A 7,103-nucleotide genomic window follows, 5' to 3' on the forward strand; every position below is an offset into this window, starting at 1 on the left:
GCTCGTTGCCGCGCGATCCGTCCACCCAGGGGTGTGGACAACGGTGGAGGGGGCGTGCCCCCGGGGGATGTCCCCCCGTGCATCGGGGGGGGTCCGGACGCGCTCGATGTGTGGCAGACGTCATCCCTGCGCCGCGGGGGTTCCCTATGCGACGCATTGAATATTTATGCAAACACTGGGTACGATCGGTCAGCAGTGCGGGGCCGACCGGGCCCGCGCGCCCGCCCCGGACGCAGCGCACAGGAGACAGAGGAGTTCATCGTGAAGGAACGCATCATCCTTGCCTACTCAGGAGGCCTGGACACCTCCGTGGCCATCGGCTGGATCGCGGAGGCCACGGGTGCCGAGGTCGTCGCCGTCGCCGTGGACGTGGGCCAGGGCGGCGAGTCCCTCGAGACCATCCGCCAGCGCGCCCTCGACTGCGGCGCGGTGGAGGCCTACGTCGCGGACGCGCGCGACGAGTTCGCGGAGCAGTACTGCATGCCCACCTTGAAGGCGAACGCCCTGTACATGGACGCGTACCCGCTGGTGTCCGCGATCTCGCGCCCCGTGATCTCCCGCCACCTCGTGGCGGCCGCCCGCCAGTTCGGCGCCTCGACCGTGGCCCACGGCTGCACGGGCAAGGGCAACGACCAGGTGCGCTTCGAGGTGTCCATCCAGACCCTCGGCCCGGACCTGAAGTGCATCGCCCCCGTGCGCGACCTCGCGCTCACCCGCGACAAGGCGATCGACTACGCGGAGCGCAACGGGCTGCCGATCGCCACCACGAAGAAGAACCCCTTCTCGATCGACCAGAACGTCTGGGGCCGCGCGGTCGAGACCGGCTTCCTCGAGGACATCTGGAACGGGCCCACGAAGGACGTCTACGACTACACCGACGACCCCGCCTTCCCGCCGGCGCCGGACGTGGTCACGATCGCGTTCGAGAAGGGCGTCCCCACCGCCCTCGACGGCCGCGCGCTCTCGCCGCTGCAGATCGTCGAGGAGCTCAACCGCCGCGCCGGCGCCCAGGGCGTGGGCCGGATCGACATCGTGGAGGACCGCCTCGTGGGCATCAAGTCCCGCGAGATCTACGAGGCCCCGGGCGCGATGGCGCTGATCGCCGCCCACCGCGAGCTCGAGCACGTCACCCTCGAGCGCGAGCAGGCCCGCTTCAAGCGCCAGGCGGAGCAGCGCTGGACCGAGCTGGTCTACGACGGCCAGTGGTTCTCCCCCCTGAAGCGCAACCTCGACACCTTCATCGACGCGACTCAGGAGCACGTGAACGGCGAGATCCGCCTCGAGCTCCACGGCGGCCGCGCCACGGTGCAGGGCCGCCGCTCCGAGACGGGCCTCTACGACTTCAACCTCGCCACCTACGACGAGGGCGACGCGTTCGACCAGTCCTCGGCCCGCGGCTTCATCGACATCTTCGGGCTCTCGGCCAAGACCGCGTCCGAGCGCGAGCAGCGCCTGGCCGGCACCGCCGACCTCGCCGACGTCGCCCGCCTGAGCAACGACTGATCGCGAGGGGAGACACGTGACGGAGCAGTCCACGCCGCGGCACGGCACGAATGAGGGTGCCCTATGGGGCGGCCGCTTCGCCGGGGGACCCTCGGAGGCCCTCGCCGCGCTCAGCAAGTCCACGCACTTCGACTGGCGGCTCGCGCCCTACGACATCGCGGGCTCGCGGGCCCACGCCCGCGTCCTCCACGCGGCCGGCCTGCTCACGGCGGATCAGCTGGGGGACATGTTCGCGGCACTGGACCGCCTGGAGGAGGACGTGCGCTCGGGCGCGTACGCGCCCTCGGCCTCGGACGAGGACGTGCACGGCTCCCTCGAACGCGGTCTCATCGAGCGCGCCGGGCCGGAGCTGGGCGGGCGCCTGCGCGCGGGCCGCTCGCGCAACGACCAGGTGGCCACGCTCGGGCGCATGTTCCTCCGGGACCACGCCCGGATCGTGGCGCGGGGGGTCCTCGACACGATCGACGCCCTCCTGGCCCAGGCCGAGGCCCACCCCTACGCGCCCATGCCGGGGCGCACCCACCTCCAGCACGCCCAGCCGGTGCTGCTGTCCCACCACCTGCTGGCCCACGCGTGGGCCTTCGCCCGGGACCTGCAGCGCCTCGCGGACTGGGACGCCCGCGCCGCGGTCTCTCCGTACGGCTCGGGGGCCCTGGCCGGATCCTCCCTCGGCCTGGACCCGAACGCGGTGGCCGCGGAGCTCGGCTTCGACTCGGCCGTGTGGAACTCCATCGACGGCACGGCCTCCCGCGACGTCTACGCCGAGTTCGCCTGGGTGGCGGCCATGATCGGCGTGGACCTCTCGCGCATCTCCGAGGAGGTCATCTTCTGGGCCACGAAGGAGGCCGGGTTCGTGGCCCTGCACGACTCCTTCTCCACGGGGTCCTCGATCATGCCGCAGAAGAAGAATCCGGACGTGGCGGAGCTGGCGCGCGGCAAGTCCGGACGTCTGATCGGCGACCTCACAGGCCTGCTGGCCACGCTCAAGGCGATGCCCCTGGCCTACAACCGGGACCTCCAGGAGGACAAGGAGCCCGTGTTCGACGCCGCGGACACCCTCGAGCTGCTGCTCCCCGCGGTCTCCGGGATGATCGCGACGCTGACCTTCCGCACCGAGCGGATGGCGGAGCTGGCCCCCCAGGGCTTCGCGCTCGCCACGGACGTCGCCGAGTGGCTCGTCCGTCAGGGCGTGCCCTTCCGCGAGGCGCATGAGCTCTCGGGGGAGGCCGTCCAGGCGGCCGAGGCCCGCGGCGTCGAGCTGTGGGACCTCTCCGACGAGGAGTACGCGCGGATCTCCCCGCACCTGACGCCGGCGGTGCGCGAGGTGCTCAGCACCGAGGGCTCCCTGGCCTCGCGCAGCGGGCAGGGCGGCACGGCCCCCTCGGCCGTCGCCGCGCAGATCGAGGCGTTGGCCGCAGCCCTGGAGCCCCTCCGGGCGTTCGCGGCCAGCCGGGGCTCGGTGGTCGACGCGCGGTGAGGCGCGCCGGTGCCCTCGCGGGGGCGCCGAGGCCCGGATGGGACGGGGATGGCCGTGCGGGGAGGTCCACCGCGCGGCCATCTGTCGTTCATCTGTGTCGCTGTAGCATGGGTGGTCACTTTTCCACCGGGTGCGCGGCGCGCCGAGCCCGCCCACCCCCGACCGCCCCTGTGAAGGACCACCGCGATGACCGACGTCGTGTCCGCCCGCCAGACGGAGCTCGAGCTCGAACAGGGGCGGGTGTCCGAGCGCTACGCCCGGCTGGACGCCCTGCGCGTCGAGAAGGAGGAGCAGCTCGCCCGCGTGCGCCGCACCGGGCTCGAGGGATCGCTCCAGAACCACTCCGAGCGGGACGCCTTCGCCACGCTCTACGAGGACCGCCTCGCCCAGCTCTACGCCGTCGATGAGCGGCTCGTGTTCGGCCGCCTCGACCTGGACCCGGACGAGGACGGCGTGTCGGAGCAGCGCTACATCGGGCGCATCGGCCTCACCGACCCCCAGCAGGAGCGGCTCCTCGTGGACTGGCGCGCCGCCGAGGCCGGTGCCTTCTACCAGGCGACGGCGGCCCGTCGCCAGCACGTGCGCCGCCGGCGTCACCTCATGCTGCGCGGCCGCGAGGTGCGAGACCTGGACGACGAGATCCTGGACCCGGGCCTGCTCGCGGACGACGACCACATCAGCCCGGACTCCCAGGGCGCCCTGCTGGCCGCCGTCACGGCGCGCCGCACGGGCCGCATGGGGGACATCGTCGCCACGATCCAGGCGGAGCAGGACGAGATCATCCGCGCCGGTGTCTCGGGCGCGCTGGTCGTCCAGGGCGGGCCGGGCACGGGCAAGACCGCCGTCGCCCTCCACCGCGCCGCGTACCTGCTGTACACGCACCGCGACCGGCTGGCCCGCTCCGGCGTGCTCGTGGTGGGCCCCTCGACCGCCTTCATGCGGTACATCGAGCGGGTGCTGCCCTCGCTCGGCGAGACGGGCGTCGTGATGGCCTCGCTCGGCACGCTCATGCCGGGGTTCCAGGCCGGACCGGAGCCGCGGGCGGCCGCCGCGGCGGTGAAGGGCCGCCTCGAGATGGCAGCGGTGGTGGCGAACGCCGTCGCGCAGCGCCAGCGCCTCCTCGTGGAGCCCCGCCGGCTGAACATCGACGGCACGGTGGTCAAGCTCAAGCCGGCCATGGTGCGGCGCGCTCGCGAACGCGCCCGTGCCACGGGCAAGCCGCACAACGAGGCGCGCTCGACCTTCGTGAAGATCCTCGTGAAGGACCTCGCGGAGAAGCTGCGCAAGAAGCTGGAGAAGTCCTCCGGCGCCCCCGTGCAGCGGGACCTCCTCCTGGAGGACGTGCGCACCGCCCGCGACGTGCGGGTGGCGCTCAACCTGTGCTGGATGCCGATGACGCCGGAGTGGCTCATCGGGGACCTCCTCTCCCGCGAGCCCCTGCTGCGCGCGGCTGCCCCGTGGCTCTCCGACGAGGACATCGCCGCGCTGCTGCGGCCCGCCGGCTCCCCGTGGACCGAGGCGGACGTGCCGCTCCTGGACGAGGCCGCGGAGCTGCTCGGCGCCGTGGAGGCCCCGCCGACCGGCCGGGAGTCCGAGGCGCAGCACCGCCGCAACGTGGACAACGCGCGCGCCTCGCTGGAGAACATGCACCAGAGCCTCGAGGACATGGGGATCGACGGCGTGGTGGACGCCGAGCAGCTCGCCGCGGCCAACGAGCCCGGCGGCGTCCGCAGGACGACGGCCGACCAGGCCGCCCACGACCGCTCGTGGACGTACGGCCACGTGGTGGTGGACGAGGCACAGGAGCTCTCCCCGATGCAGTGGCGGCTGCTCGCGCGCCGCTGCCCCATGAAGTCCTTCACGGTGGTGGGGGACATCGCGCAGTCCTCGCGGCTCGACGCGGCCGGCTCGTGGGACGCGGCGCTCACGCCGGTCTTCGGGGACCGCTGGCGGCTGGAGGAGCTGACGGTGAACTACCGCTCGCCGGCCCGGGTGATGCGCTGGGCGGCGCAGGTGGCACAGGCGGCCGGTCACGCCGTCTCGCAGCCCGAGGCGGTGCGCGAGGGCGACCACGCCCCCGAGCTCGTCGCGGAGCCGGGCGGCACGCTCACCGGGCTGGTCGGCGACGCCGTCGCCCGCCAGCGCGACCTGGTCCCGGATGCACTCACCGCGGTGATCGTGCCCGAGGCCGAGGTGCCCGCCCAGGTGGCCGCCCTGCGGGAGCGCTGGGGAACGGCGCGCGTGGACCGGGCGCCGCTGCCCGGGGTGGAGGTCGTCGTGGTGAGCCCCCGCGAGACCAAGGGACTGGAGTTCGACACCGTGGTCCTCGCGGCCCCCGAGCGGATCGTGGAGGACGCGCACGGCGTCGTCGGCGACCTCTACGTGGCCATGACGCGATGCACGCAGGCCCTGACGATCGTCTCCACGGCGGAGGAGGCGCGGCTGCCCGCCGGCCTCAGCGCCGTGCCCCGCTGAGGCCGGCGTCGGCGTGGTCCCCCGCGACGGCGGCGCGTCGCCGTCGCGGGGGAGCGGGACGTCGGTAGGGTGGCGGCGTGGCTGAATCGACCGTGAACCGTGCCCAGCGCCTGCGGGAGCAGGCCAACGATCCCTCCTTCGAGAACGTGTGGCAGGAGCTGCGCTGGCGCGGGCTCGTCCACGTCTCCACAGACGAGGCCGCCCTCGAGGAGGCGCTGGCCGGGGAGCCGATCTCCTACTACTGCGGGTTCGACCCCACGGCGGCGTCCCTGCACCTGGGCCACCTGGTCCAGCTGCTGCTCATGCGCCGCCTGCAGCTGGCCGGCCACCGCCCCGTCGCCCTGGTCGGCGGTGCCACCGGCCTCATCGGCGATCCCCGGCAGACCTCCGAGCGCGTGCTGAACACGCGCGAGACCGTGGCCGCGTGGGTGGACTCGCTGCGGGCGCAGATCGAGCCCTACCTGTCCTTCGAGGAAGACAACGCCGCCACGATGGTCAACAACCTCGAGTGGACCTCCCAGCTGAGCGCGCTCGACTTCCTGCGCGAGGTGGGCAAGAACTTCCGCGTGGGCACCATGGTCAAGAAGGAGATCGTGGCCAAGCGCCTCCACTCGGAGGAGGGGATCTCCTACACCGAGTTCTCCTACCAGGTGCTCCAGGGCAACGACTTCCTCGAGCTGTACCGCCGCCACGGGGTGCGCCTGCAGTCGGGAGGCTCGGACCAGTGGGGCAACCTCACCTCGGGCACGGAGCTGATCCGCAAGGTGGAGGGTGCGCACGTGCACGCCCTCGGCACTCCGCTGATCACGAACGCGGACGGCACGAAGTTCGGCAAGTCCGAGGGGAACGCCGTGTGGCTGAACCCGGAGATGTGCTCGCCCTACGCGTTCTATCAGTTCTGGCTCAACACCGCAGACGCCGACGTGGTCTCCCGGCTGAAGGTGTTCACCTTCCTCACCCGTGCCGAGATCGAGGAGTACGAGCGGAAGGTGTCCGAGGAGCCGTTCCGCCGGGAGGCGCAGAAGCGGCTCGCGTGGGAGGTCACCGCCCTGGCCCACGGGGAGGACGCGACCCAGAAGGTCATCGACGCGTCCGCGGCCGTGTTCGGGGGAGGGGACCTCTCCACCGTGGACGGGGAGACGCTGGCCGCGGTCCTCTCCGAGCTGCCCCAGGCGGATCCCGCGCAGTGGCAGGGCGAGGCCGGCACGGCGACGGCGGTCGAGCTGCTCGTCTCCACCGGCCTCGCCTCCTCGACGTCCGAGGCACGGCGCACCATCAAGGAGGGCGGCGCGTCCGTGAACAACGTGCGGATGACGGACGCGGAGCAGAGGTTCGGCGCGGCCGACGCCCTCGCGGGTCGTTACCTCCTGGTGCGACGGGGCAAGAAGAACATGGCCGGCGCGGATCTGACCGCGCGGTGAGTGAGGGCGGCGTCACAGCCGCTGCCTCTGCCGCAAGCGTCCCGCCGGCAGAGACCCGAGGCCCCGTCCTCCGCAGGATCCTGCGGAAGACGGGGCCTCTCGCATGCCGATCGCAGCCCGATTTTGTGTGGGGGTCGTGGTGTGTGTAGAGTTCCATCTCGTGCTGAGGCGCGGTTCGAGGAATCGGACGGCCGGGTGAAGAACATGGAATCCGCGGATTCTTGCCG

General features: G+C 72.6%; 4 protein-coding genes. All 4 read left to right on the forward strand.

Annotated elements, in window-relative coordinates; genetic code table 11:
• Positions 1 to 261 precede the first annotated feature (261 nt).
• The 4 genes from AB0302_RS06505 (at position 262) to tyrS (ending at position 6,876) form a co-directional block, all read left to right on the forward strand.
• Positions 262 to 1,503, forward strand: a complete 1,242-nt coding sequence (locus tag AB0302_RS06505) for an argininosuccinate synthase (protein WP_248117101.1) — start codon at positions 262 to 264, stop codon at positions 1,501 to 1,503.
• Positions 1,504 to 1,519: 16 nt separating this feature from the next.
• Positions 1,520 to 2,980, forward strand: a complete 1,461-nt coding sequence (gene argH / locus AB0302_RS06510; protein WP_366370915.1) for an argininosuccinate lyase — start codon at positions 1,520 to 1,522, stop codon at positions 2,978 to 2,980.
• Between the two features lie 186 nt (positions 2,981 to 3,166).
• Positions 3,167 to 5,455 carry a UvrD-helicase domain-containing protein gene (locus tag AB0302_RS06515; protein WP_366370916.1) on the forward strand — a complete coding sequence of 763 codons (2,289 nt, stop codon included), beginning with the start codon at positions 3,167 to 3,169 and terminating at the stop codon, positions 5,453 to 5,455.
• Between the two features lie 77 nt (positions 5,456 to 5,532).
• Entirely contained in the window at positions 5,533 to 6,876 is a 1,344-nt protein-coding gene (gene tyrS, locus AB0302_RS06520) for a tyrosine--tRNA ligase (RefSeq protein ID WP_248117094.1), read from the forward strand.
• The last annotated feature ends 227 nt before the right edge of the window (positions 6,877 to 7,103 follow it).

It is taken from the genome of Micrococcus sp. NPDC078436, assembly GCF_040702705.1.
In the GTDB taxonomy this organism is placed as follows: Bacteria; Actinomycetota; Actinomycetes; order Actinomycetales; family Micrococcaceae; genus Micrococcus.